Annotated in this window: 18 protein-coding genes and 2 pseudogenes; 12 read left to right on the forward strand and 8 right to left on the reverse strand. The window is 72.0% G+C overall.

Going from position 1 to position 22711, the window contains the following annotated elements:
• Positions 1–346: 346 nt before the first annotated feature.
• The 4 genes from ACWCPW_RS44770 to ACWCPW_RS44785 form a co-directional block, all read right to left on the reverse strand.
• Entirely contained in the window at positions 347–1270 is a 924-nt protein-coding gene (locus ACWCPW_RS44770; protein ID WP_449767387.1) for a hypothetical protein, read from the reverse strand.
• A gap of 19 nt (positions 1271–1289) precedes the next feature.
• Complete coding sequence (locus ACWCPW_RS44775; protein WP_449767388.1) at positions 1290–1502, reverse strand: hypothetical protein; 213 nt, start codon at positions 1500–1502, stop codon at positions 1290–1292.
• A 337-nt stretch (positions 1503–1839) separates the two neighbouring features.
• Positions 1840–4083 (reverse strand): MMPL family transporter, encoded by a 2244-nt coding sequence (locus ACWCPW_RS44780; RefSeq protein ID WP_449767389.1) that lies wholly within the window; start codon positions 4081–4083, stop codon positions 1840–1842.
• A gap of 740 nt (positions 4084–4823) precedes the next feature.
• The gene (locus ACWCPW_RS44785) at positions 4824–5993 is read right to left on the reverse strand and encodes an alkaline phosphatase PhoX (RefSeq protein WP_449767390.1); all 1170 of its coding nucleotides are present in this window, start codon (positions 5991–5993) and stop codon (positions 4824–4826) included.
• Between the two features lie 254 nt (positions 5994–6247).
• On the opposite strand from ACWCPW_RS44785, the gene ACWCPW_RS44790 reads away from it, so the two are divergent.
• Positions 6248–6829 carry a TIGR03086 family metal-binding protein gene (locus tag ACWCPW_RS44790; RefSeq protein WP_449767391.1) on the forward strand — a complete coding sequence of 194 codons (582 nt, stop codon included), beginning with the start codon at positions 6248–6250 and terminating at the stop codon, positions 6827–6829.
• A 54-nt stretch (positions 6830–6883) separates the two neighbouring features.
• On the opposite strand, the gene ACWCPW_RS44795 is transcribed toward ACWCPW_RS44790, so the two are convergent.
• Positions 6884–9385: a hypothetical protein gene (locus ACWCPW_RS44795; protein WP_449767392.1), complete on the reverse strand. Its 2502-nt coding sequence runs from the start codon at positions 9383–9385 to the stop codon at positions 6884–6886.
• A gap of 341 nt (positions 9386–9726) precedes the next feature.
• Here ACWCPW_RS44795 and ACWCPW_RS44800 point away from each other — a divergent pair, with 341 nt between their 5' ends.
• The 6 genes from ACWCPW_RS44800 to ACWCPW_RS44825 all read left to right on the forward strand — a co-directional run bounded on the left by ACWCPW_RS44800 (position 9727) and on the right by ACWCPW_RS44825 (position 16375).
• Complete coding sequence (locus tag ACWCPW_RS44800) at positions 9727–11178, forward strand: DUF4331 domain-containing protein (protein WP_449767393.1); 1452 nt, start codon at positions 9727–9729, stop codon at positions 11176–11178.
• 3 nt (positions 11179–11181) lie between these two features.
• Entirely contained in the window at positions 11182–12480 is a 1299-nt protein-coding gene (locus ACWCPW_RS44805; RefSeq protein ID WP_449767394.1) for a tetratricopeptide repeat protein, read from the forward strand.
• On the forward strand, positions 12477–14033 hold the full coding sequence (locus ACWCPW_RS44810; RefSeq protein WP_449767395.1) for a nickel/cobalt transporter: 1557 nt from the start codon (positions 12477–12479) through the stop codon (positions 14031–14033). The genes ACWCPW_RS44805 and ACWCPW_RS44810 overlap by 4 nt, the downstream gene beginning before the upstream one ends.
• Before the next feature lie 73 nt (positions 14034–14106).
• Positions 14107–14499, forward strand: coding sequence for a hypothetical protein (locus ACWCPW_RS44815; protein ID WP_449767396.1), 393 nt, complete (start codon positions 14107–14109; stop codon positions 14497–14499).
• A gap of 290 nt (positions 14500–14789) precedes the next feature.
• Entirely contained in the window at positions 14790–15377 is a 588-nt protein-coding gene (locus ACWCPW_RS44820; protein ID WP_449767397.1) for a sigma-70 family RNA polymerase sigma factor, read from the forward strand.
• Positions 15374–16375 (forward strand): maleylpyruvate isomerase family mycothiol-dependent enzyme, encoded by a 1002-nt coding sequence (locus tag ACWCPW_RS44825; protein ID WP_449767398.1) that lies wholly within the window; start codon positions 15374–15376, stop codon positions 16373–16375. The genes ACWCPW_RS44820 and ACWCPW_RS44825 overlap by 4 nt, the downstream gene beginning before the upstream one ends.
• A gap of 96 nt (positions 16376–16471) precedes the next feature.
• On the opposite strand, the gene ACWCPW_RS44830 is transcribed toward ACWCPW_RS44825, so the two are convergent.
• The gene (locus ACWCPW_RS44830; protein ID WP_449767399.1) at positions 16472–17008 is read right to left on the reverse strand and encodes a TetR/AcrR family transcriptional regulator; all 537 of its coding nucleotides are present in this window, start codon (positions 17006–17008) and stop codon (positions 16472–16474) included.
• Positions 17009–17194: 186 nt separating this feature from the next.
• On the opposite strand from ACWCPW_RS44830, the gene ACWCPW_RS44835 reads away from it, so the two are divergent.
• Positions 17195–18394, forward strand: coding sequence for a trypsin-like serine peptidase (locus ACWCPW_RS44835; RefSeq protein WP_449767400.1), 1200 nt, complete (start codon positions 17195–17197; stop codon positions 18392–18394).
• A 150-nt stretch (positions 18395–18544) separates the two neighbouring features.
• Here the strand turns inward: ACWCPW_RS44835 and ACWCPW_RS44840 are convergent, their stop codons facing one another.
• A complete protein-coding gene (locus ACWCPW_RS44840) occupies positions 18545–18841 on the reverse strand; it encodes a hypothetical protein (RefSeq protein WP_449767401.1) in 297 nt (98 codons plus the stop codon).
• Between the two features lie 196 nt (positions 18842–19037).
• Between ACWCPW_RS44840 and ACWCPW_RS44845 the strand changes: the two are divergent.
• Positions 19038–19163 (forward strand): annotated as a pseudogene (locus tag ACWCPW_RS44845) (TetR family transcriptional regulator); the annotation flags it as partial.
• Positions 19164–19217: 54 nt separating this feature from the next.
• Positions 19218–19361: pseudogene (locus tag ACWCPW_RS44850) on the forward strand (lipase); the annotation flags it as partial.
• Between the two features lie 84 nt (positions 19362–19445).
• Here ACWCPW_RS44850 and ACWCPW_RS44855 read toward each other — a convergent pair.
• Positions 19446–20774 carry an aspartate aminotransferase family protein gene (locus ACWCPW_RS44855; protein ID WP_449767402.1) on the reverse strand — a complete coding sequence of 443 codons (1329 nt, stop codon included), beginning with the start codon at positions 20772–20774 and terminating at the stop codon, positions 19446–19448.
• Positions 20775–20873: 99 nt separating this feature from the next.
• On the opposite strand from ACWCPW_RS44855, the gene ACWCPW_RS44860 reads away from it, so the two are divergent.
• Entirely contained in the window at positions 20874–21782 is a 909-nt protein-coding gene (locus ACWCPW_RS44860) for a LysR substrate-binding domain-containing protein (protein ID WP_449767403.1), read from the forward strand.
• A gap of 185 nt (positions 21783–21967) precedes the next feature.
• Positions 21968–22408 (forward strand): hypothetical protein, encoded by a 441-nt coding sequence (locus ACWCPW_RS44865; RefSeq protein ID WP_449767404.1) that lies wholly within the window; start codon positions 21968–21970, stop codon positions 22406–22408.
• Positions 22409–22711: the final 303 nt, after the last annotated feature.

A 22711-nucleotide genomic window follows, 5' to 3' on the forward strand; every position in this document is an offset into this window, starting at 1 on the left:
CGTCCGCGCGGGCCGGCCCCCCGCGGACTCGACGGCGCCGGAGCCGGGGAGCGTCGTGGGTACCGCCCACATCGGGTCTCGCCGTTCCGCGCCGGAACGGATCCGCGAACTCGTGTCGTTGTCTCGTGCCGCGACGAAGGACGGCTCTTCTCTGCCGAAGGTCATGGCTTCCCTGAACTTGGGGCGATCATGTCGCAAGGACAAACGATCCGTCCGGACGTGCCGACACGCCCTCCCCCGAAATCGCCCGCGAGTTTCACTCGATCCGTCCCCCACACCACCTCGGGCCCCGACCGGAGCGCCGCCCCTGAGCCCCCGAGGACGCGGACGCGGCGCGGCAGCGGCTTCACCGCCCGTCGGCGGGGTTTCCGGCCGACATGCCACCCGTGCTGCGTCGGCTCGGGTCCGGGGTCGTCGTCGCCTCGATCAGGTTCTCCAGTTCGGGGTCGGCCCAGGGGAGTTCAAAGGTCAGGGGTGGGCGGTGTCGGCCTGTGGCGATGTCCTCGAGAATGTCTCGGGGGCTGACCTCGGGACCCAGCAGGCGGGTGGTGGCGGGGGCGTGGCCGGTCCAGGCCCAGCGCAGGGACGCGCCGAGGCTGTAGATCTCGGCCGCGGTGGTGAGGGTGATGTCGACGTCGGGTTTGGTGTCGAGCAGTTCGCGGGCGATCTCGGGGGCGGTGGATTGGTCCATGCCGCCTCGGTAGGGGCCCGGCAGGGGGAGGTCGCGGTGGTGGGTGAGGTCGTGGTCGATGAACTCGATCGCGCCGTCGGGGGTGACGAGGATGTTGGCCGGTTGAATGTCGCCGTGGCGCCATCCCGCGGCGTGGAGCCGGTGGAGGGCGGTGAACGCGTGGCGGGCGATGCCGCGGAGCCGCCGCGCGTGCCCGGGTGTCGGGGTTTCGCGGGCGGCCAGGCCCCAGTCCCACAGGGTGGTGCCCGGACGCCAGGGGATCGCGGTCCACGCGCCTCGGGCGAGGCGTCCGCTGGTGGCGTCGACGGGATGCAGGCCTCGGGCGTGCAGGAGCGCGACGGCGCGGGCCTCGTGCAACAGCGGTGCGGCGTCGGCGGGTTCGGTCGCCGTCTTGATCTTCCACTGCCCGGCTCGCCAGGCGGCGGTGTGGTCCTGGGTGAGCGGGCGTGGGGGGTCCTCGATGCCCAGGTGGCGCAGGGCGGTGGCGAGCAGCGGGTCCATCGTCACATCCTCGCGGGTGCGCGCGTGATCGGCGTGGCCGCCGAGCCGCCGCCACGGGGCGACTTCGGTCGGGCGCACGCCGATCACGCGCGCGTCGTCAGTCGTCCTTCTTCCAGCGACCGGCTTCCTGGGTGCCGGTGTAGTTCGCCATCGCCGCGGGGTCGGCCGTGTGGATCAGCGGTGTTCCGTCGGCGACGACATTGAGGCCGAGATCGGGATCGAAGCGGTGGTCGGGCAGCGGACGGCGGTGCTCGCCGTCGGCGGGGGCGGGCGCGGTGGCCCTGCGGGTGAGGATCAGGGGTCGAACCATGAGGCTTCTCCTGTCCGTTCGGTGCGGGCACCGGGCGTCGGGACGTGCCGACCGGGCCGTACTCCGAGTGAACCCCGCGTTGCCCCGCGGGTACAGAGTCCGGTGGCTTAAAAGGTGGGAAACGGCGAGCGCCGCCGCAGCCGAGTTCGACCCGGCACAGCCCGCTTAAACGACTTGCCGTTCGTTATAGGCGATAACACCTCGTCGGGACGTGCCGTCGCGCGACCACCACCGCGCGCTCCGCCACAACCACGGACACCCGCCGTGCTGCCCATCGGCAGCACGGCGGGTGTCGGTCATCTCGGGGTCCCGGTCGGTCGGTCCCCTCGAGGCCCCGTCAGTGGACCTTCACCAGGTCGGGCCCCGGTACTTGCTCCCCGGCGTCGGCCGCGGCCCGGGCGTCGATGTGCTTGCGCAGGCTCTCGCCCTCCACGTCGACGTTGGGCAGGATGCGGTCGAGCCACTTGGGCAGCCACCACGCGGACTTGCCCAGCAGGGCGAGCACGGCCGGGACGACCGCCATGCGGACCACGAAGGCATCCAGGAACACCGCCGCGGCCAGGCCGAAACCGATCATCTTGATCATCGAGTCGGTGGCCCCGATGAAGCCGGCGAAGACCGCGATCATGATGATCGCCGCGGCGGTGACCACGCGTGCGCCGTGCTTGAAGCCGCTGACGATCGCCTCGCGCGGGCTCTCGCCGTGCACGAACGCCTCACGCATTCCGGTGACGAGGAAGACCTCGTAGTCCATCGCCAGGCCGAACACCACGCCGATCAGGAAGATCGGCATCATGCTCATGATCGGGCCGGTCTGTTCGACACCGAACAGTTCGTTCAGCCAGCCGTACTGGAAGACCATGACCACCGAGCCGAGCGCCGCGGCGACCGACAACAGGAATCCGAGGGCCGCCTTGAGCGGCACCAGGATCGAGCGGAACACCGCGATCAGCAGCAGGAAGGCGAGCCCGACCACCAGGATCAGGTACGGGAGCAGCGCGTCGTTGAGCTTCTGCGAGAAGTCGATGTTCAACGCGGGGGTACCGCTGACCAGCGTCCTCGACCCGCTCGCGGAGTCGGCCTTCTTGACGGTGGAGCGGATGTCGTGGACGAGCGTCTCGGTCTTCGGGTCGCTCGGCTTGGTCGTCGGCGTGACCTGGATGGTGGCCAGGTTGCCGGCGTCGTTGAAGGCGACGGCGCCGACGGACGCGACGCCCTTGCCCTTGAGGGTCTCGACCTGTCGGCGGACCGCCTCGGCGGCTGCCGGACTGTCCTTGCTCTTGGCCGTGTCCACGACCAGCATCAGCGGACCGTTGAACCCGGGGCCGAAGCTCTCGGCGAGCATGTCGTACGCCTGGCGCTGCGTGGTGCTGGTCGGCTGCGCGCTGTCGTCCGGCAGGCCGAGGTTCATGCTCGCCGCGGGCAGCGCGACGGCGCCGAGCCCGACCACGGAGAACAGCAGTACCGCCACCGGGTGGCGCAGGACGAAGCGGGCCCAGCGCGAGCCCATGTTCGGCTTCTGGTGACCGTGGCCGAGACCGGCCTCGTGGTTGGCCGCGCGCTTGCGGTCCTTGCGGCCGAAGATGCGCTTGCCGGCGAAGCCCAGCAGCGCCGGTACGAAGGTGAGCGCGACGAGCACGGCGATCACGACGGTGAAGGCGGCGGCCAGTCCCATCTCGGTGAGCACCGGGATGTTCACCACGGCCAGGCCGGACAGCGCGATGACGACGGTGAGCCCGGCGAAGACCACCGCCGAACCCGCGGTGCCCACGGCCCGTCCGGCTGCCTCCTCCGGTTCACGCCCCAGCCTCAGCTCGGTGCGGTATCGGGAGACGATGAACAGCGCGTAGTCGATGCCGACCGCGAGACCGATCATCATCGCCAGCGTGGACGTGCTCTCGGAGAGGTCGAAGATGCCGGCCACCGCCGTGATCCCGGCTATGCCGATGCCGACCCCGAGGATCGCGGTGAGCAGCGGCAGCCCGGCGGCGATCATCGCACCGAAGGTGATCGCGAGCACGACGGCCGCGACCCCCACACCGATGATCTCGCCGTTGCCGACGCTCGACTCGGCGACCAGGGCGTCGCCGCCCACCTCGACGGTCAGCCCCGCGCTCTGGCCCTGCTTCACGGCGCCCTTGAGGATGTCGCGGGACGAGTCCTTGAGCAGGTCGGCCCCGACCAGGTAGTCCACCGTCGCGTACGCGGTCCTCCCGTCGGCGCTCAGCGTCGAGGCCGAGAACGGGTCGGAGGCGTCGGCGATCTCCTGGGTGCCGCGCAGTGCGCCCATCGTCTTCTCGACGCCGGCCTTGTTCTGCGGGGCGTCGATCCGCTGCCCGTCGGGGGCCCGGAAGACGATGCGTGCGGTGGCCCCGCCGCCTCCGGAGTCCGGGCTGCGCTCCTCGAGCAGGTCGAGGGCCTTCTGTGCCTCGATCCCGGGGATCGAGAACGGCTTGGCGGCGGGCTTGGAGGCGGATGCGGCACCCACGCCGACGGCGACGAGGACCGCCACCCAGATCAGCAGAGCGAGTCGCCTCCGGCGGAACGTCAAGCGCCCGAGTCGATACAGGAAGGTAGCCATGGAAACGGATCTCCGGGTCGGTCGAGGGGTCGACAACGGCCCGCGGGCCCGGCCCGGGGCGGCAGGCATCACCGATCGGGCGGAACGCGGAAGTGTCGGTGCGCCGAGGCAATGCCTGCGGACGTGCCGGGAACTGCGGTACGAGGGGTCAAGGCAAGGGAGGACTCACCACGGCGGGCGGGAGTCCGCGCGCTGCACACCACCGGAGCGGGTGCCGCGTGTCGGTGAAGCGATCGGGTCGGGCGTGGAACGGGGCGGATCCGGGTCAGGCCGGACAGCGTCCGCCGAACGACCGGGCAGTCGACGGACGCCGGCGGCCCGCCGGACGATCGTCGTGGGTGCCGGGCCGACGGTGCGGATACTGCATGCGGCGAGTCTCCTGACTGGGCGGTGAATGCTCCACCGACCCGAGGTCCGCGAAAGATTGGTGTATGGGTCTGACTCTAGAAAGTATTGCGGCCGGATCACCGCGCCGACTCCCCCGCAGGGCTTGACGTCGCGTACTACGAGGGACGTAGAAACGAAGCACTACTACCGCCCCTGCACTGCGCCCGATCTCCACCCTGTTCCCACCCGCGCCGCCGAACGGTCGCGCTGAATGGGTTCACCATCGCAAACCGTGAACGTCGTCCGCCATCGGGTCCACCACACCGACGACGGCAGCGGGGATGGGCGGCGGCCTCTCCGGGCCCGCCACCCATCCCCGCTCCGGGGCCGAGGAGCCCCGCACCGCACAAGCGTCAACCCGCGTCGCGGAAGGGCCCCGTCACCTCGAACGTCACTCCGGCCGCCGGGGAGTCGGAGGTGCCGCGCTGAGAGGAGAAGTACAGCCGCCGCCCGTCGGGGGAGAACGCCGGGCCGGTGATCTCGGAGCCGTCGTGGCCGGTCACCTGGAGGAACGGCGCGACCGTGTCGTCCGGCGTGATCAGGCAGATCTGCAGGTCGCCGCCGTCCTCGGCGACGAACAGGTCGCCGTTGGGCCGCCCGGTGATGTTGTCCACCCCGGTCAGCGGCGCGGACCCGGCGGGCACCAGGTCGTCGTCGTACGCGATGTCCAGCACGCTCGTCGCCGCGTCGTACACCCACACCCGGTTGTCGCCCTTGGTGGTGAACCACACCCGCCCGTCCCGGTAGTGCGCGCCCTCGCCGCCCTTGAAGCGGCGTGCCTCGGCGACCTGGTTGCGCGTCCCGGCAAGCCAGTCGCCGGGTCGGGGTACGGTCCGCCAGGTCACCGGACCGGTCACCGGTGCGGCCGGAGCGCACAGCACCTCCAGGCGTCCGCGCGAGAGGTCGCCCCACGTGTCGGGGGTGAATCGGTAGAAGCAGCCGTCGGATTCGTCCTCGGTCAGGTAGATCACGCGACGGTCCGGGTCGGCGGCGGCGGCCTCGTGCTTGAAGCGCCCCATGGCGTCGCGCTTGACCGCTCCCGTGCGGCCGTACGGATCGGTCTCCCACACCCGCCCGAACGCGATCTCCTCACACGAGAGCCAGGTTCCCCAGGGTGTCGCCCCGCCGGCGCAGTTCACGTTCGAGCCGCCGAGGATGGAATAGGCGCCGACGATGCTCCCGTCCGCGGCGAAGCGCAGCGCCGAGACCCCGCCCACCAGCGGGAGTTCGGAGTTGGAGACGTAGATCCACCCGGCTCCGTCCCGGAAGCAGGCGCCGCCGTCCGGGGCTCCGTGCCACAGGTGGGTGGTTCCCGTGACGAACCGTCCGCTCCTGGCCACCACGCGCGAGGTGAACCCGGCCGGCAGCCGTACTCCGTTGGCGTCCGGGAGCGCGAGCGCGCCGTAGGGTCCGGTTCCCGGCTGCGCGGGCCCCGCGTGCGCGGCGGATGCCCACAGCGAGCCGCCGAGCACCAGCCCACCCGTTCCGACGGCGGTGCCCCGCAGAAATGTACGCCGATCCATGTCGTACTCCTCCCGGCGACGGCCGGAACCGCCGCGTGCGACTGGCGTTACCAGTGGGTACGTTACGACCGAAGTACTGTCACGGGATACGTACACGAGTGAACTCCCGGTGACGATCGGGCGTCCGGGCCGCCCCGTCGGCGCGGGACGCTCGCCGGGAGGACGAACCGGCCGACGCCCTCGGCCGACCGGGGTGGCGATGCGTGTCGCGTTTGTTCAATCCGTGCCGGCAGTCGCGCGTCCAGTATTCACGCATGACCGAAACGATCAGTGAGCTTCTCCGGTACGCCGCTCGCGAGGCGGTCGCGGTGGTCGGCGCGATCACCGACGAGGAGTTGCGCCTGCCCACGCCCTGCGCCGACTACGAGGTGCGCGACCTGCTCGATCACCTCTACCAGGTGGTCGTGAACTTCCAGGCCCTGGCCGCCAAGGAATCGGCGGACTTCTCCACGACTCCCGACTTCCTGGTCGGCGATTGGCGGGCGGGCTTCGAGGCCGAGACGACACGGCTCGTCGCGGCGTGGGCGGCGCCCGGTGCCGAGGAGGGCATGTCGGGCGGCATGGGTCTACCCGCGCGCGTCGTGGGGTCCATGGCGCTCCTCGACCTGACCGTGCACGCGTGGGATCTCGCCCACGCCACCGGCCGGGAGTACACACCGCCCCCGCGGGTGATCCCCCCGTTGCACGAACTCGTCGACACGATGGCCGTGACCGCGCGCGAGATGAAGGTCTTCGGCGAGCCCGTACCGGCCGCCGAGAACGCCTCACCGTTCGAGGACCTGCTCGCGCGCACCGGCCGCGACCCCCGCCGGCGTCCTACGCCCGCGAGGGCGTGACCACGACCGGCGCCGCCCCGGCACGCCCCGCCGCCGCACCTCCGGCGCGTCTCGTCATTGCCCGACCGCGACGATCGCCGCGACCGTGTCGAGGAGTTCGAGGAGCGTGCCGGGGAACTCCGGCAGCATGCGGATGGCGATCGTCCACGCCTCCACCGAGTCGCCCAGTCGGTCGATCGCGCCCGCCGCGCGCAGGTCGCGGACGATCCACCGTTCGTGCTCTCGCGGATCCTTGGTGATCGGTACGCCCATCGTGAGCATCAGCGCCATCCCGGCCGGTGCGCAGTGGGCGCTGATGTCCCGTACGGTGAGAGTGCCGCGCTCGACGGAGTCCCGGACCCACGACGCCCGTCCGTTGTAGGCGTTGGGCCGGAATCGCAGGCCGGCGAGCAGGATTTCGCGGGGGCAGTCCGGCCGCTTGACGAGAGCGTCGACGGGGCCGAAGGTCAGCGGCCGGACCGCGTGCGCCGCGACCAGTTCCGTCCACGGGATCGGTATGCCCTCGTCGGTCAGGTACCTGATGGCGTCGCTGCCCCGGCGAATCTCCGCGATCACGTGCGCCGGATCCCCGGCGGTCGCGGCGTGCCGACGCATGCGATCGAGACCGTCGGGTTCGGCGAGCGCCTCGCGCGCGTACCGGGCCACCTCGGCGTCGAAGGGAAGGGCGGCGCTTCTCCCCTGCCGCGGCGGCGGGGTGACGTCGTCCAGCAGCGCACGCACCGCGCCCGCCCCGCCGCGTTCCCAGACCGCGACCAGCATCCGGCTCGCCGCGACCGCGGTGTGCACCCGGGTGCGGCCCAGGATCAGCCGGACGACTCGAGGGTCCCCGGAGAACAGGCCGGTCATCAGGCGCCTTCTGAACTCGAGCAGGCTCAGCCGGCTCAGGGTGTACAACAGGTCGTCGGTCGTCGGCACCGCGCCGCGCTCGCCGTGACGGTCCACGCCGGCCAGGACGCGCACGCGCTGGGCGTCCGTCAGCGGTGCGTCCCGAAACAGCATGGCATTGACGTCGGGGTCGTCCAGGTCCAGCAATTCCTCGACGGATTCCGGAACCTGCTCGGTACACATGGCTCGCGCGAGGTACACCCGCCTCCCGTGCACGGCGGCGATCCGGGCACGGGTGGCGGCGTTCGTCGACGCCGACGCGAGTACGTCGCGCAGCGCGGGCAGGTCGAGGTCCGGCACGAGGGCGTCGCGCACGTCCTGCGGCACGGCCCGAAAGAGGGTCAGGAATCCCGCCCGCGCCGGGTCGGCCGACCCGGTCGACCCGGGCGACGCGGCATCGGTTGCCTCCCGTGCGACGTGGTCCGGGGCGGCGCCGTGCGGTAGGACATCGCCCCCCGCGATGCCGTCCGGTCCCGACCCGCTCCCGGTGCGTGCCGCCAGGACATCGGTCACGAGCGCGGCCGACGACCCCGCGTACGCGCCCAGTCGGGTGTACACCGCCGCCCATGCCGCGCGGTCCGCTCCCAGTGGCGCGACCAGTTCGGCGAGCGCCTTCCGGGTCCCGGGCTCGTCGGCGTCCAGGCACCCCAGGGCGTCGACCGCGGGCGCGATCTCGGCGAGGACGCGCTCGGCGGACAGCAGGCCGTGTCGGTGCCGGCGGCGGATGAACTCCGGCCACCACTTGGGGTCGTGCTCGAGTTCGGGATCCACCGACAGGTCGTCCGGCAGCCGGTGGGCGAGCCGGGCGGTGCCCGCACGATCGTGCCGGTACGCCTCGCGCACGAGGTCTTCGGGGCAGTCGGGTTCCCTCACCAGTCGGGTGAGGACGATCGCCGGGTGCGGGTTGCGCGCGTGTTCCGCCCGGACCAGGTCCCAGTCGATCACCGTCGAGCCGCGCTCGGTACGGGCCCGCCGGGTCGCCAGGAGCCACAGGCCCGTGGGGTCCGGTGGGCCGGCCGGCTCCTCGTCGATCCGGGCGAGCAGTCCGGGATGCCCAAGTTCGCCCTCTTCTTCCCGCGCACGGCGCGCGAAGTCCGCGAACTCGGCCGGACCGACCAGGTCGCGCAGCCCGCGCACGCGGTCGAGCAGCAGGTCGGGCGGCATCCGCGAGCCGATCCGCACCAGCGTGGCCGCGAGGACCTCGCCGAACGGCGTGTACAAAAGTTCGTGCCGGAAGACGTGGTCCCCCGCGACGAGCCACGGGACGAGGCCGTCCGGTGCGCGCCAACCCGGATCGGCCGGGTCGGCCGCGGCCATGACCGCCGCCATCACCTCCGCCCGGTCCCAGTCGTTGCGCCGGAACGTGCACAACGCACGGCCCAACTCGGGCCGGCCCAGCCGGGCGAGCGCGCACAGCACCGCCGTCCCGACGAACTCCGCCTCCGCCAGGGCAAGCTGCAGTTCCACATCACCCGATGCGAGCACCACGTCCACGAGCGCGGGCGGCGCTCGATGCGTCTTCCCCAACAACTGTGCGCACTCGGAGCGCAGTCGGTCCTTCAACGCCTCGGCGTCACCGGGCCGAACGGCGCGAAAGGCCGCCGCCACGCCGGCGTGCGTCGCCTCCTCCTGGTACCACCAATCGACGAACGCCCCTCGTTCCACCGCCATGGCCGGGACGCTACGCGATCCACCCCGCCCCCGCCGCGAGCAGGCCCCGCCCGCACCCCGCCGGACGGATCGCCGCCGCACGCGGTCGCCGCACGCGTGGTCCCGGATCGAGCTCGGGTCATGACGAAATCCTCTGACCACCACCGGGCGGGCCCATACACGGTGTACGTGCGCGGGCCCGCCCGGGTGTGCGCCCCGAGCGCCCTTCGGAGCGCGAACTCCGTCCGGTGGCAAGGCTGTTACACCTCTGCGGCAATCGTGGGCAAACCGCGGGTCGGCCGACACCGAATCAGAGGTGTCACGGCAGGCCATGCCGTGCGATGCCGAGGGGGAACCCCGCCATGAACCACCACATGCACCGCCATCGGTCCGCCGCGGCGCTGGTCGCGGTCGGCGCGCTGCTCGCGGCGGGCAGCGTCGCGCTCACCGACGCCGGCCCGGCCACCGCGTCCAGCCATCGCGAGGCACCGCTGATCGCGGCCAGTCCGCAACTGGACAACACCGACGTGTACGCGTTCGTCAGCCCCGACCGTCCGGACACCGTCACGCTGGTGGCCAACGTCGTCCCGTTCCAGGAGCCAAACGGCGGCCCGAACTTCCATCCGTTCGCCACCGACGCGCGCTACGAGATCAACATCGACTCGGACGGCGACGGCAAGCCGGACGTCACCTACCGCTGGACGTTCCGCGACGAGGACCGGCGCGGCAACGACACCTTCCTGTACAACAACGGGCCGGTGACCTCGCTGGACGACGAGAACCTGCTGTTCCGGCAGCGGTACACGCTCCAGGAGATCCGCGGCACGAACTCGCGCACGCTGCTGGACCAGGGACGCGTGGCGCCCTCGCGGGTGGGTGCCGCGTCGATGCCCGACTACAAGGGCCTGCGCGACGCCGCGCTGCACGATCTGCCGGGCGGCGGGCGGGTGTTCGCGGGCCAGACCGAGGACCCGTTCTTCCTGGACCTGCGGGTCTTCGACCTGCTGTACGGCGGCAACCTCAAGGAGGTCGGGCAGGACACGGTGGCCGGGTACAACGTGAACACACTGGTGCTCCAAGTCCCCAAGGCGGCACTGGCGTTGCGCAACGACCCCGAGCGCAACCCGGTCGTGGGGGTGTGGAGCACCACGTCGCGGCGCGGCATGAACGTGGTCGTGGCCGACGGCAAGGACCGCGACTGGGGCCGGTACGTACAGGTGTCGCGGTTGGGCAACCCGCTGGTGAACGAGGTCGTGGTGCCGGCCGGACTGAAGAACCGGTTCAACGCGCTGACCCCGGACCAGGATCGGACCGTACCCGAGCTCGTCGACCGGGTGACCCAGCCCGAGGTGCCCAGGCTGATCGAGAAGATCTACGGGATCAAGGCCCCGCAGGGCCCGCGCGCGGACCTGGTGGAGATCTTCCTGACCGGCATCGCGAAGGCGACCAACGGTCCCATCCAGATCGATCTGAACTCGCAACTGCTGAACAAGGACGTGGACCCGAAGGCGTTCGTGCCGGCGGAGGAGATGCGGCTGAACATGTCGATCCCGCCCACCGCCAAGCCGAACCGACTCGGGGTGCTCGGCGGCGACTTGGCCGGGTTCCCCAACGGGCGTCGGCTGACCGACGACGTCGTGGACATCGAACTCCAGGCGCTGGAGGGGGCCGTGGCCACCGGACGACCGGTGCCGGCGCTCGCGCGCGGGGACATGGTGGACGCCGGGAACCGGCCGTTCGCGGCGACGTTCCCCTATGTCGCGCTGCCGGAGTACTGGCCGGTGAACCGTGCCGTCGACGCGCCGAGCGGGTGAATCGTGCCGAATCTGCGAGTGTGGGGTGCGGGCGCGGTGGCGGGGATCCTGCTGATCGCGGCTCCCGTCGCCGTGCGCTCACTGGACACCGACCGGGGAAGCCAGGCTTCCCCGGTCGGGGCGCGGGCGGCGACACCGGCCGACCCGATCGCCGCCGCGCAGGCGCGGTTGCGTGAAGTACCGGACGACGCACAGGCGTTGGCCGCGCTGGGTGGGGCGTACGTGGAGCGGGCCCGGGTCACGGGCGACGCGTCGTTGTACGTCCGGGCGGGCCAGGCGTTGGATCGGGCGCTGGCGTTGTCCGGGCCCGGGACGCCGACGCGGGTGAGCGCGCTGGTGGCGTCCGCGGCGTTGGCGAACGCCCGCCACGACTTCGCCGCCGGGAGGGAGTCGGCGGTCCGGGCGATCGAGGCCGATCCCTTCCACGCGCCCGCGTACGGGGCACTGGCCGACGCCGCCACCCAGCTCGGCGACACCAAGGGTGCCACCGAGGCGATCCAGCGCATGCTCGACCTGCGCCCGTCGGTGGCCTCGTTCACGCGCGCCTCCTACGACCTGGAGCTGCGTGGCGACGTGGACGGCGCGCGCGCCGCGCTCGATCGGGCACTCGACGGCGCGTTCACTCGGGACGAGATCGCGTACTGCCGGTTGTGGCAGGGCGAACTGGCGCGCCGTTACGGGGATCCCGCCGGGGCGCTCGGCTCCTACGAGGCGGGGCTGCGGACGGCGCCGGGCGATCCGGCGCTGCGCGCGGGGCGGGCCGCGGCGTTGGCCGACCTGGGCCGCGTGGACGAGGCGCTCACCGAGTACGAGCAGGTCACCGCGTCCACGCCGATCGCCCAATACCTGACCCGCTACGGCGAGTCGGCCGAGCGAGCCGGCAGGGCCGACCTCGCCCGCGAGCAGTTCCGGCTCGTGGCGGCCCAGTTCGCGGTGCAGGAGGCGCAGGGCGCGACGGACGACGTGGCCCGGGCGGTGTTCGAGGCCGACCACGGCGATCCGGCCGAGGCGGTGCGGCGCGCCGAGGCGGAGCGGGCCCGCCGACGTTCGGTGCACACGGCGGACGCGCTGGCCTGGGCGCTGTATCGGGCGGGGCGCGCCGACGCGGCGCTGCCCTACGCGGTGGAGGCCACGGCGGGAGGGTGGCGTGATCCGGAGGTACTGGCCCATGCGGCGGCGATCCGTGCCGCCGCGTCGGGGGACCCGGGGAGGGCGGGGGACGCGGGGAACGCCGGCGGTACGGCCGGCACCGGAAGCACGGAGGCCTCGGCGGCCTCCGAAACCTCGGGAGGCGGGCGATGAGGGCACGTTGGGCGGTGGCCGGGTGTACGGCCCTGTTGGCCGCCATGGGTGTCCTCGTCGGGGCCGCGCCCCAGGCGTCGGCTCACCCGTTGGGGAATATCAGCGTCAACCAGGCCCACCTGTTGACGCTGCGTCCCGATCGGGTGGAGGACCTCGCGCTCGTGGACGAGGCGGAGATTCCCACGCTCCAGGAGGAGGGGCGGCGCGACCTCGACCACGACGGACACGTCTCGGCCGCCGAGTTGCAGGCCCACGCGGACGCCGAATGTCCGCGTCTGGCCAAGGGGCTGCGGCTGCGGATCGACGGGCGTCCGGGCGCGGCCTGGACGGTGCTGCGGGCGGGCGCCGAGCTGGTGCCGGGCGCCGCGGGCCTGTCGACCACGCGCACGGAGTGCCGGTTGAGTGCGGCAGCCGACCTGTCCCGCCCGGCGCGGGTCTCCGTGCAGAACGACAACCACCCGGGCCGGGCCGGGTGGCGCGAGATCACCGCCTCGGGCGAGGGCGTCGCGCTGGGCGTCTCCCCGGTGCCCAGGACCAGCGCGAGTGGCGGACTGCTCTCCTACCCGGTGGACCTGCTGTCCTCACCGCCGGATGTGCGCGGCGCGGATCTGCGGGTGCGTCCCGGCACGGACGCACCCGCGCCGGACGCGCGGCGATCGACGCCGAACACGATCGAACGTGCGTACGCGGGTGTGCAGCGTCGCTTCGACGCGGTGCTGGGCGCGGACCACCTGACCGTGGGGGCGGGCGTCGCCGCGGTAGTGCTGGCGCTCGTGCTGGGCGGCTCGCACGCGGCCCTGCCCGGGCACGGCAAGACGATCATGGCGATGTACCTGGCCACACGCGGGGCGGACGGGCGTCGTCAGGGAGTGCGCGACGCGGTGACGGTGGGGGCCGCGGTGACCCTGACACACACGGCCGGGGTGCTGGTGGTCGGGACGCTGTTGAGCGTGTCGACGTCGCTGACCGGCGAGCGAGTGCTGATGTGGCTCGGGGCGGCGAGCGGGCTGCTCGTGGCGGGCATCGGGGTGTGGCTGCTGCGCGCGGCGGCACTCGGGCTGCGGGCGGGTCGGGCCGGGGACGATCGAGCGGTCGTACACGCGCACGGCGGACCCGGACACACCCACGCGCATTCCCACTCCCACACGCACGCCCACGGGCACGCCCACGCGCATTCGCATTCGCATTCGCGGGACCACACGGCCGTCGCCGTCGCCGACGCACCAGCCGATTCGGCCGTTCGGAGCACGCGCCCCGGACGCGGTGTCCTGATCGGCATGGGTGTCGTCGGCGGCCTGGTGCCCAGCCCGTCCGCGCTGGTCGTCCTGTTGGGCGCCGTCGCGCTCGGGCGCACCGTGTTCGGCGTCCTGCTCGTGCTGGCGTACGGGGTGGGCATGGCCGCCGTGCTGACCGCCGCCGGCCTGGTCCTGGTCCGCCTGCGACCCACGTCCCGGCACCTGCGGGGTTCGTGGTGGTCGCCGTATCTCCCGCTCGCCACCGCCGTGTCCGTGATCGCGGTCGGCGTGGTGTTCACCGTTCGCGCGGTGGACTGAGGCCCACCGGCCGTATTCGACGCACGACACAGGAAGGGAGTCGGTCGCGATGACGACGAGGTTGCGGAACCCGATGACGAGGATGAGGGCGACGACGGGCACGGCGCTCGCGGTGGCCGCGCTGTCGGCCTGCGCCGTCGCGTGCACGGGGTCGGGCAACGACAAGAATTCGGAGCGGGCCCCGTTCGAGGCCGCGCCGACGACGGCGACGTGCCAGGAGCACCAGCGGTCGCGCCCCGGATCGGAGTACACCTCACCGGAGGAGGGCGACACCGCGAAGGTCCTGAACGTGTTGGAGCACTACACGGCGAACGGGCGCAAGCCTTACTGCGACGGCAAGCCCGCGACCGCGACCGACCTCGCGTGGGCGCGGTTGTACGTCGACATGGGAGCGGACGCGGCCTACCTGTCCGGCGAACTCGGCGGCGGCGGCGTGCCGGACGAGGACCCGACACCCTCGCCGTGACGGTCGAGCCGAGCCGGCCGGCCCGAACAGGGCCCGGGCACAACCGCGGCACCCTGGCGATGCGCCCGGGTGCCGCGGCGTACGATCCCCGCATCCGGCCCGGCCGTCGGTCGACCACCGCGCGTCGGAACCTGATTCGGTCGCGGTGCCCGCGCGGATGACGCCGACGACGCGTACCGAGGGCCTCGAAAGTTCCTCCCGTCGACCGTCATCCGTCCGGCGTTCGGCTCCGAATAGGTTGTGAGCGTTGGTCACCACCGGGGGGTGGACGCGTGGAGGCACGGAGCGATTTGCCACGACCGGAGGAACACCTGCACGACCGGCTCGTCCAGGGGGACGAGTCCGCGCTGGCCGAGGTGTACGACTGCTTCGTGGGGTTGGTGCACTCGGTCGCGATGCGGGTGAGCGGGAACCGGACGGCCGCCGAGGACATCGTGCAGGAGGTGTTCGTGCACCTGTGGGAGCGTCCGTACGCCTTCCGGCCCGAACGCGGCTCGCTGCGCGGCTGGTTGTGCCTGCTGGCGCATCGCCGCGCCGTGGACTGGGTGCGTGCGGAGCAGTCCCGCGAACGGCGCGTCGAACACGCGTGTCGTACGGGGGACGGGGCATGGGTGGCCAGCGCCGAGGACAGCGTGCTGGCCGCGGACGAGGCGGATCGGGTGCGGTCGGCCCTGGCGAGGTTGCCGGCGGTGCAGCGTGAGGCGATCGAGTTGGCGTACTACGCCGAGATCACCTACCGCGAGGTGGCCCTGCGGCTGGGGGTCCCGGAGGGCACGGTGAAATCCCGAATGCGGGTCGGTTTACGACAGTTGGCGACGTTGATGGAGGATCCGGCCGCGCGCGGCGCGGGGGGCGGGACGAGCGGGGAGGGACGATGAGCGAGGGCCACGACCGGGTTCCCTCGGTGCTCGCCGCGTGGGTGCTCGGGGTGTGCGAGCCGGCCGAGGACGCCCGGGTGCGGGCGCATCTGCGCGGGTGTGCGGACTGCCGGTCCGAGGCCGAACGGCTGCGGGCCGGGGTGCCCGGGCGGGCACTGAACGGCGGACGCCCGGTGCCGCCCCCGGGGTTGCGCGCACGCACCCTGCTCGCGGCCTCCGCCGCGCGGACCTCGAGGGTGCCGGTGGGTGACTACGCCGCCTGTTTCGCGAACGCGGTGGCCATGCTGGACGCGCTCCTGAACGAGGTGATGCCCGATCGGGATCCGGCGACGCACCGGGCGATCGGCGACGCGGGTGCGGTGGGCGAGCGGTGGGACCTGCCGGGTGTGCTGGCCCATCTGATCGCCACCGACGGCGTGTTGTGCGCGGCGCTGGGGGTGCCCGAGGCGGTGCCGTCGGCAATCGCGGCGGGAGCCGGTCCCGGGGATCCGGACGGTCGGCGTACGGCCGAGGTGCTCGCCCGGCTGCGCGAGCACACGCTCGCCCAGGCCCGCGCGATCTGGAACGAGCAGGCGGTCGGGCTCCTGCGGGCCGCGCGGCCGGCGCCGGCGGCCTCGGAGGCGGCGCGGCTCGCGGACGCCTACGCGGACCGGGCCTTCGAGACCTGGATCCACACCGGCGACCTGGCCCGGCTGTTCGGGCTGCGGGCGGTACGGCCGACGCGGTTGGACCAGTTGATCGCCTACGGGCTGCGCGCGTTGGGCCCGATGGTGGCCGACGCACCGGTGTCCCTGGTCCTGACCGGGTCGGGTGGGGGCCGGTGGGTACTCCCGGACGCGGGGCACGCGCCGCTGGCGACCGTCACGGCCGACGCGGTCGAGTTCTGTCTGCTGTTCGGCGGACGCCGCACACTCGCGTCGGTGCGCGCCGACATCGCCGGCAACGCCCCGGCCGCACGAGCCGCGTTGGCCGCGGCCGCCTCGCTCGCCCGCCTGTGACCCCGCCGACGCCCGCCGCGTTCGTGCCGATGTGCCCGCCGGTACGGCGACTCGCCTCGGGCGGGCCACGCCCCCCGCGCGGCTCGACCACGCGGATCAGCGCAGGAGCAGCCGCAGCAGCGCCTCCCGCAGGTCGTCGCGGCGGCCGGCGACGAGTTCCTCGAGGGTGATGTCGAAGACCATCGCGACCAGCAGGTGCGCCATCGGCTCCGGTGGATCCCAGCCCAGGGCCACGAGTTCGGGCAGGACCAGGGCTCTGGTGCGGGCGTTGCGTTCGCGGGTCTCCTCGAAGAGGTCGGGGTCCGTGCGGGCCTGGACCAGCAGTGCGCGGGTGCCGGTGGTCGCCAGGCCGGCGTCCAGGTAGCCGTGCACGCCGGCCACCAGGCGTTCCCGGCCCGGCGCGAGGCCGTCCACCTCGGCCAGGACACGCTCCTCCAGGCCGCCGTGGTACCTGCGGTGCAGCGCCACGAGGTAGCCGCGGCGATCCTTGAAATGTTGGTAGAAGCTGCCCTTCGCCATGCCCGCCGTCTCCACCACGGCGTTCACCGACATCCTGGACAACCCGCGTGCGTCCGCGACTTCGAGTCCCGCCCGCAACAACGCCTCACGGCCCGGTCCCGCCGGTCGTGCCATCGATCACCTCTGTTGAAACGGCCAAACCACTTGGTGGTCTTGACAGTTGCGCCCCGGGTGCACACCTTATGACCGACCGACCGGTCATGAACAGGGTCGATCGCGACGGGCTTCCGATCCGACCCCGCCTCCCAGGAGGCAACGGCCCTTGTGCCCTTGCCCTTTCGAAAGGACATGGACCACTCCATGCACGTACGACGCACGTTACGACGCAAGATCGCCACGGTGGTGGGCGTGCTCGGCCTCACCGCCGCGGCGCTGACCGCGACGCCGGCGGCGCACGCCGACGCCACGGCCCCGGTCGAACTGCCGCGCCTGGTCGCCGCCGACGCCGTCAACCACGCGGCGATGCTCCAGGCCGAGGTCGGCTTCTGGAATCTGGCGCGGATCGCCGAGTACGGCCTCAACTCGGACGGCGCCGACGCGTTCCCGCCGCCGGGCGGCTGGGACGACCTGAGCAAACCGTGGACCGGCCAGGGGAAGATCTCCCGGACCACCGGCAAGCTCCTGATGGTGTACCGCAATTCCTTCGACGGCGCGCTCGTGCCCTCGTCGTGTTCCGCGAACGTGATCACCAGTGCCAACCGCAGCACCATCGTCACCGCGGGCCACTGCTTCAAGGTGACGGCCAACCTCCGCGGGGCACTGGGCGACGACGTGGTCACCAACGCGGTGTTCATCCCCGCCTTCAACGGCGCGAACGTGCCCCGCTTCACCGGCACCGACGAAAACAACGCGCCCCTCCCCGGCGCCGACGTCGCGCCCTACGGCGTCTGGGGCGTCACCCGCGCCTGGATCACCCCCACGTGGGACGCCGACAGCACCTTCCGGTCCGGCGGCGACGTCGCGATGGCGACCGTCGAACGCCCGGGCGACCCCACGCCGATCCAACAGATCACCGGCGGCCAGAACATCGCGTTCGGCGTGGCCGCCAACCCGCTCTCGCTCCACCAGTTCGGCTACCCGACCGACAACACCCGCAACTGGTACTGGTCCAGGAACAGCGACGGCACCACCTCCGCCGACTTCGGCGTCGCCCCCTCACTGCGACGCGGTTTCGACGGCCGGTCCCTGATGTACGCCCGCGGCACGACCATCGACGACTCCACCGTCAACCTGGCCCACGACATGGCCTCGGCGATGTCCCCCGGCTCCAGCGGCGGCCCCTGGCTGATGAACTTCGACCCCACCACCGGCGCCGGCACCCAGATCGCGGTCACCTCCCGCTTCACCAACGCCACGGGCAGCTCGCCCTGGTGGGAAGCCGCCTGGGCCATCGTCCACGGCGGTACGCCCAACTGGGCATACGGCCCCTACCTGATGTCCAACGGCTTCGGCGACCTCACCCAGGCGATGTACACCACGGTCCAGAACAGCACCCTCTGAGCGAACCGACCCGAACCCGAACCACACCGGTAACACACCGGTGCGCCCCCGGCCACGGCCGGAGGCGCACCGGATTCACTCGAAGGGGTCCGCCGACCGCCCGGGAGACCCGGGCCGATGCCGTCGGACGATCACGGGGTCACCACGGATCTACGCGGTCACCACGGTGAACACCGGGTAGACGCGCGGCTCGAAGTCGGGGACGCCGAGGTCCCGCAGGATCGGGATGATGATCTCGCTGAACCGCTGGAACGCCTCCTGGGACTCCCAGACGTCGGCGACGAACCAGCCTTCGGGGGTTGGGGCGGAGGTGTGCGAGATGAGGCCCGGGACGGGCCAATCCGAGGGGTCCTTCACCGGGCCGCGGCCACCGGTCACCTTGTCCGCGCTCGCCTCGTACATCGCCTGGGTCATGCCGGGCATTTCGAGTACCACCAAGATCGCCATGTCGGCCTCCGCTTGCGGGGTTGTCAGGGGTTTCGGATCAGTCGACCAGCACAGCCGACCCGCCCGCGCGTCGGACTACGCCGAATGGCGCCGGCGTCGGCCGGGCCACGGAACGCGGCGCGGCGCGCGAACGCGGCGCGGCGCGAAAGCGCCGCACGGAGTGCCCGCTCGACCGACAGCCGCCGCTAATGGATGCAGCGGCTACGTCGGGCTGGAGAGCGCGGGCGGCTTCGATCACAGTGCCCCCGACTCGCAGGAGAGCTGGACCGAGATCCTCGACGCGCTCGACGCGCTGCTGCGCGCCTGGCCCACCGCCTCCTGAGCGACCGCCCCCGTCCCCACCGACCCCACCACCGGCCGACGCCCCGATCGAAGAGATCGACGAAACGGGCACGGCGAGGCGGACCACGCCGAACTGCCGCTGCCCGACGACCTGCATCCGGACTCCGCCACCCACCTGCGCATCGGCGAACGTTTCGCCCGCCTCGTCCTCGATGCGTTCGCCGGCCCGGCCCGCTGACGAACTCGCGCTCGCACGCGCCTGGTTCGACCGGCGTCGAACGGCGCTCGGCGGTGCGCCGCCGGGCGCGACGAGCGGGCGTGCTCAGCGCGTGGCGCAGGCGTCGCCGATCGCCTCGTCCAGGATCGTCAGGCCGAGCGCGAGCTCGTCCTCGGTCGCCGTCAGCGGCGGCGCGATCCGGAAGACGCCGCCCATGCCCGGGAGTTGCACGATGTTCATGTGCAGGCCCAGTTCCAAACAGCGTCGGGTCACCCGCGCGCCCAACGCGTCCGAGCTTTGTTTTGTCTCGCGGTCGACGACGAGTTCGAGCCCGGCCAGCAGGCCCCGGCCTCGGATGTCGCCGACGACCGCGTGCCGCGCGGCGATGTCCGTCAGGCCCTGGCGCAGGAACGCGCCGAGCGTTCGCGCGCGCTCGTCGAGCCGGTCGGCGATCAGGACGTCCAACACGGTGTTGCCGACCGCGGCCGGCAGCGGGTCGGCGACGTGCGTGGTGAAGAACAGGAACCCGCGCTCGTACGCCTCCTGCTCGATCTCGGCGCTGGTCACCACGGCCGCGAGCGGCAGCCCCGCGCCGAGCGTCTTGGAGAGCGTGAGGATGTCGGGGACGACGCCGTCGCGCTCGAACGCGTACCAGGACCCGGTGCGGCACAGGCCGGTCTGGGCCTCGTCGAGGATCAACAACATGCCGCGTTCTCGGCATTTGTCCCGTAGGGCCGCGAAATACCCGGGCGGCGGCTCGATGATTCCGCCGGAGCTGAGGATGGGTTCGACCAGGCACGCGGCCAGGCTGCCGGTCGACTGGGCGTCGATCAGGTCGAAGGCCGTGTGCAACTGACGGCGCCAGTCCAGTACGCCGTCGGCCGTGGTGTAGTCGGGACGGTAGGCGTTCGGGACGGGGATGGCGAAGTTGCCGGGCGCGCCCGGACCGTAGCCCTTGCGGCCCGCGCTGTAGGTGGCCGACGCGGCGGCCTGGGTCATGCCGTGCCAGGAGCGGGCGAACGAGACGATCTCGTACCTGCCGGTGACGAGCTTGGCCATCCGGATCGCGGCTTCGTTCGACTCGGCGCCGGTCGTCAGCAGCAGCGCCTTCTCCAGCGGCGCGGGCAACGTGGCGGCCAGCCGTCGGGCGAGGTCGACCACCGGGCGGCTGAGCATGCCGCTGTAGAGGTGGTCGAGGGTCGCCACCTGGCGTCGGACGGTCGCCACGATCTCCGGGTGCGAATGACCCAGGATCGCGCTCATCTGGCCGGAGGTGAAGTCCAGGATCTTCCGGCCGTCCGCGGTGAAAACGAAGCTCCCGGCCGCGTGGTCGATGATCTCGCGGGTGAACTCGCCGCCGTAGCGCACGAGATGCCGCCGGGCGTCGGCCCAGAAGGTTTCGGTGGACGACGGGGCGGGGGTCGAAGCAGCCATGTCCACGACGGTAGATCGCGTTCGAGCGACACGTCCATCTCACAATTCCGGCCGTCCTGTTCGGAAAAACCGCACAAGGGTGTCGACAATGGGGGCGTGATGAACCCTTGGAGACTGCGCCTGCTGAGCCGACTGGACACGCTGGGCACCATCCGGGCGGTCGCCCAGGCCACCAACCTGAGCCCGTCCAGCGTGTCCCAGCAGCTCGCCGTGCTGGAGGCGGAGACGCGCACCCAACTGCTGGAACGCACCGGACGACGGGTGCGGCTGACCTCGGCCGGGCTGATCCTGGCGCGGCGGGCGCAGGCGATCCTCGATCACATGGACAGCGTCGAGGCCGAGTTGCGCGGGTTCGGCGAGGAGCCCGCCGGGCTCGTGCGGCTGGGGGCGTTCCAGAGCGCGATCCACACCATGGCGGTGCCGGCGGTGACCCGGCTGGCGCGCGAGCATCCGCATCTGGAGGTCGAACTGCTGGAGTTGGAGCCGCACGCGAGCATGCCCGCGCTGCGCAGCGGTGACGTGGACATCATCATCACGACCACCGACTTCGACGAGCTGCCCCTGGGGCCGGATCTCGACCTCGTACCGCTGGCCACCGACCCGGTCCTGCTGGTGGTCCCGCCCGAGCATCCGGCGGCCGGACGCGGGGCGGTGGACCTCGCGGCCTACGCGGACGAGCGATGGGCGTTCGACATCCCGCAGTCGTACATGGCGAATCTCGCCCTGCGCCTGTGCCGGCAGGCGAGGTTCGAGCCGCGCGTGGTCTGCCGGTTCGGCAATTACATGATGACCTTGCAGCACGTCGAGGCCGGGCTGTCGATCGCGCTGTTGCCCGGATTGGCGGTCGACCGCCGCTATCGCGTCGCCACCAGGGAACTCGCGAATCCCCAGACGCGCACGATCACGGCGGCGATCCGCCGCGGCTCACCGCCTCGTGCGGCGGTGCGCGCCGTACTGGACGCGCTGCGCCGCAACCCGAGCCTGCCGGCGTGGGGGCGGGAGGGGTGATTCGGCCGGCTGTGACTGAAAGTCATAGCCGTCGGACTCTCCGTGTAACGCAGATCACGGTGGCATTCGCCCTCGGTGGTCGATGAGCCGCTCATTCCCGTGCCAGGATGTGACATGTGAGATGTGCAATGTCACACCTCATAAGGCACGCCCGACGTCGGGCGTCACGACACCGGAGGTTTCCCATGAAGTGCATCCAGGCCATCGCAGCGCTGGGCATAGCCGGCTCGAGCATCCTCGCCGCCGCGCCGATCGCGACCGCCGATTCCGTTCCGACCACCGTGACCTGCACGTACGGTCTCCAGTCCGGCCTCGCGACCAAGGTCTGCGCCGAGATCACCGGCGAGAACGTGCGACTCTTCGGCCAGGTCGGCCTGGCGGGCCCCCCTTCGCCCGGCAGTCCGCTGCCGCAGCCGAAGCCGCTGATCCTGCAGTTGTCCGGCAACGTCGCCGGCGTCTCGCTCGGCGCGGTGACCCAGAACGCGATCTTCCAGAGCTCGACGATCCAGATCTCCGGCGTGGGCGGCAGCGTCGCCTGCGGTTCGACCGTCCACGGCAACTTCGCCGTGGCGTCCTACCAGTGGCCGTCGAACCCGGTCGCCATCGATCTGGAAATCCCCTGCTGACGTCGCTCCCCACCGTGAATATCACGGATCGATAACGGGTTCGGACCGGAAGTTCTCTCGTTGTTCAGCCGTTCGACGGCCGTTCGTGGATGGCCGATCCCCGACTCGTTGCATGGTGGTTGCGCGCGCTCTCGTGCGGCGGCCCGGTACGACATGCAACACGGGCCGTACGTCGGGGAAATCGGCACGCGACACCTGCTCCACCCGCAGTACGCGGGACAGGACGCAACAAGAGACGGCCGGGCCGACCGCGCCCAACCCGGCGGCGCCCAAAGGGAAGAAGGGGGGGGGGGGAAGAGGGTG

This window comes from Embleya sp. NPDC001921 (assembly GCF_053594475.1).

Excerpts from the sequence above, each read along its gene's own strand:
- ACWCPW_RS44775 (WP_449767388.1), bottom strand. The coding sequence starts at position 1,502 with ATGGTTCGACCCCTGATCCTCACCCGCAGGGCCACCGCGCCCGCCCCC.
- ACWCPW_RS44780 (WP_449767389.1), bottom strand. The coding sequence starts at position 4,083 with ATGGCTACCTTCCTGTATCGACTCGGGCGCTTGACGTTCCGCCGGAGG.
- ACWCPW_RS44785 (WP_449767390.1), bottom strand. The coding sequence starts at position 5,993 with ATGGATCGGCGTACATTTCTGCGGGGCACCGCCGTCGGAACGGGTGGG.
- ACWCPW_RS44790 (WP_449767391.1), top strand. The coding sequence starts at position 6,248 with ATGACCGAAACGATCAGTGAGCTTCTCCGGTACGCCGCTCGCGAGGCG.
- ACWCPW_RS44795 (WP_449767392.1), bottom strand. The coding sequence starts at position 9,385 with ATGGCGGTGGAACGAGGGGCGTTCGTCGATTGGTGGTACCAGGAGGAG.
- ACWCPW_RS44800 (WP_449767393.1), top strand. The coding sequence starts at position 9,727 with ATGAACCACCACATGCACCGCCATCGGTCCGCCGCGGCGCTGGTCGCG.
- ACWCPW_RS44810 (WP_449767395.1), top strand. The coding sequence starts at position 12,477 with ATGAGGGCACGTTGGGCGGTGGCCGGGTGTACGGCCCTGTTGGCCGCC.
- ACWCPW_RS44815 (WP_449767396.1), top strand. The coding sequence starts at position 14,107 with ATGACGAGGATGAGGGCGACGACGGGCACGGCGCTCGCGGTGGCCGCG.
- ACWCPW_RS44825 (WP_449767398.1), top strand. The coding sequence starts at position 15,374 with ATGAGCGAGGGCCACGACCGGGTTCCCTCGGTGCTCGCCGCGTGGGTG.
- ACWCPW_RS44830 (WP_449767399.1), bottom strand. The coding sequence starts at position 17,008 with ATGGCACGACCGGCGGGACCGGGCCGTGAGGCGTTGTTGCGGGCGGGA.
- ACWCPW_RS44835 (WP_449767400.1), top strand. The coding sequence starts at position 17,195 with ATGCACGTACGACGCACGTTACGACGCAAGATCGCCACGGTGGTGGGC.
- ACWCPW_RS44840 (WP_449767401.1), bottom strand. The coding sequence starts at position 18,841 with ATGGCGATCTTGGTGGTACTCGAAATGCCCGGCATGACCCAGGCGATG.
- ACWCPW_RS44855 (WP_449767402.1), bottom strand. The coding sequence starts at position 20,774 with ATGGCTGCTTCGACCCCCGCCCCGTCGTCCACCGAAACCTTCTGGGCC.
- ACWCPW_RS44860 (WP_449767403.1), top strand. The coding sequence starts at position 20,874 with ATGAACCCTTGGAGACTGCGCCTGCTGAGCCGACTGGACACGCTGGGC.
- ACWCPW_RS44865 (WP_449767404.1), top strand. The coding sequence starts at position 21,968 with ATGAAGTGCATCCAGGCCATCGCAGCGCTGGGCATAGCCGGCTCGAGC.